Below are 2,312 nucleotides of genomic sequence, written 5' to 3'. Positions count from 1 at the left end.
CCGAGCCAGAGTGCGATGACGGTGATGTCGACGCCGGAGTGGAGCAGTCGCATCGCGGTGGTATGGCGCAAAACGTGTGGTGTCACGTTTTTTCCAGCTAGTGACGGGCAGGTCACGGCTGCTGTCGCGACATGGCGGGCGAGTCGCTGCGTGAGCGCGTCGTGGCTCATCGGTGTGCCGCGGTTGGTCGGGAACAACGGTTCCCCGGAAGCAGCGGTGGTTTCGGTCATCCAGGCACGGATGACCGTGACCGTGTCGGAATTCAGCGGTGTGATGCGGTCTTTGCGTCCTTTTCCGCGGCAGGCGACATGCGGACCACTCCCCAGGTGGATGTCACCGCGTGTCAGTGACGTCAGCTCGGACGCGCGCAGTCCTGTGCGGACGGCGAGCAGGAGTAGCGCGTGGTCACGTCGGCCAGTGCGGGTGTCGAGGTCGGGAGCGGCGTTCAAGGCGTCGACCTCGTCGTTGGTGAGGAACGTGATGATTGTGTGGTCGCAGCGTTTCGGTGGGATGGCCAGGACTCGGGCGATGTCTGCGGAATGTTCGGGGTGGTGCAGAGCGGCGTAGTCGAACAGGGAGTGGATTGCTGCCAGGCTGGCATTCCGGGTTCGGACGCTGTTGCCGCGTTCGTGTTCGAGGTGGTCGAGAAACGCGGCAACTACCGGTGCAACCAAGTCGGCGAAGTCTAAGCGGAACAACGGTATTCCCTCATGTATAGAGATGTAGGTGAGCAGCAGACGAAGGGTGTCCCGGTAGGCTGCGATGGTGTCCGGGCTGGCCTGACGGGCCCGGATCAGCCGATCGGTGAAGAAGCTCTGCACGGTGGCGGCGATCGCGGTCATCGCGGGACTCCTGACGTGGCGTCGAGACGCTTAGCGGCTTCGGCAAGTAGTTCTGGTGCAGCGTGGAGATACCAGTAGGTGTTGGCGGGTGACACGTGGCCGAGGTAGGTCGACAACAGCGGCAGCTGGGCCGCGATGTCACCGTCGTCGCGATACCAATCCAGCAGAGTCCGGACCGCAAATGTGTGCCTGAGATCGTGCGGACGCGGACGACACGACGGGGAGCGCGCGGTGAGCCCTGCTCGGCGGACGAGTTTGGCGAAGGTCTGGCCGACGTTGTAGGACAGCAGCCGTGTGCCCGTGGCGGAAACAAGCAGCGCGCTGGCGACGAGCCGGGGGCAAGTTTGATCGCGCAGCCGCTGGTAAGCAAGCAACGCTGTCACCGCGCTCGGATGCAGCGGAATCTGCCGGGACTTGCCAAATTTAGCGTGTCGCACGACAAGTAGCCCACCGGTGGCGTCGAAGTCGGTGTCGTCCAGGTCGATCACTTCGCCGATGCGCATCCCGGTGACAGCGAGCAGGCCGATCACGGTGTGCATGGTCGCGGTGCGCAGTGGAGTCCGCAGCTGTTCGGCTTCGGCGAACAGTGCCGCGATATCGGTGTCGGAATAGAGATAGGGAACCGCTCGCCGACCGTTCCCTGAGAGTAGTCCGGGAGGCGGAACTTCCACCGCTGGGTCGAGAGTCTGTAAGTAGGCGGCGAAACCGCGGACCACCCGCATCCTGAATCCCAGCCAGCCGGGGCTGGCGTCGGCGGGCAAGCTCGCCCAGGCCACCGCGGATGCTGTGGTGACCGTATCGGTGTGCTGCTCGTCGAGATAACTGATGAACTGGGCGAGGAGTTTCGCATCGCGCCGCAGGCTGAATCCGAGGCTGTGCCGTAAATCCAGGTAGTCGTCCAGTGCCAGGCGGAGTGTGGTCATGACAGACCTGCCGGCCACGGGCGAGCCAGGGGCCGCAACGATTCGGTGTCGACTTTCGCATAGATTGCTGTGGTGATCGGCCTTCGATGCCGCAGCACTTGACCGATTTCAGCCAGCGGGGCCCCGGCCTTGAGCATTGACGTCGCTGCGGTGTGACGCAGCCGGTTCGCGTAGAGCGTGCCGAGTCCGGCTCGCCGTCCGGCGGCCGCCACCGCTTGGGTAATCCCGCCGGTGGTCAGGCCTCGATGCGGGGCCTTGGTCCGGATGAACACTCGGCGGTCCATCGCATCGGAAGGCCTACCATGAGGCTTATTCATGGCGGGGTAACTTGCACTCGTTCGGCGTGTTGACGTAGACGGCGGCCCGTTTATTGAGAGAATAAAGTTATCACACAGAACTCTCACAAAAACGGACCGCCTGGTAGCTATTCAGCTGGGGTGAGTGCTGGTGGTAGCCAGGCGCCGGTGGTGAAGAGTTGGTGGAGCGCGTCGAGCTTGTCCAGTCCCCACTTGTGTGCGGTGTCCAGATAGGACTGGACGACCGCGAA

3 protein-coding genes are annotated in these 2,312 nt (G+C 63.5%); all 3 read right to left on the bottom strand.

The features are described from left to right. The coding region (locus QMK34_RS47250; RefSeq protein ID WP_326421587.1) for a tyrosine-type recombinase/integrase at positions 1-842 on the bottom strand (842 nt) is incomplete at its 3' end. Continuing rightward, the gene (locus QMK34_RS47245) at positions 839-1,765 is read right to left on the bottom strand and encodes a tyrosine-type recombinase/integrase (RefSeq protein WP_326421586.1); all 927 of its coding nucleotides are present in this window, start codon (positions 1,763-1,765) and stop codon (positions 839-841) included. The genes QMK34_RS47250 and QMK34_RS47245, both read right to left, overlap by 4 nt. Next, positions 1,762-2,037, bottom strand: a complete 276-nt coding sequence (locus tag QMK34_RS47240; protein ID WP_326421581.1) for a tyrosine-type recombinase/integrase — start codon at positions 2,035-2,037, stop codon at positions 1,762-1,764. The genes QMK34_RS47245 and QMK34_RS47240 overlap by 4 nt, the downstream gene beginning before the upstream one ends. Between the last annotated feature and the right edge of the window lie 275 nt (positions 2,038-2,312).

The organism is Amycolatopsis sp. H20-H5 (genome assembly GCF_035828755.1).
Taxonomy (GTDB): domain Bacteria; phylum Actinomycetota; class Actinomycetes; order Mycobacteriales; family Pseudonocardiaceae; genus Amycolatopsis.
The sequence above is the reverse complement of the archived record's forward strand: the minus strand, read 5'-3'. Positions and strand labels throughout refer to the sequence as shown.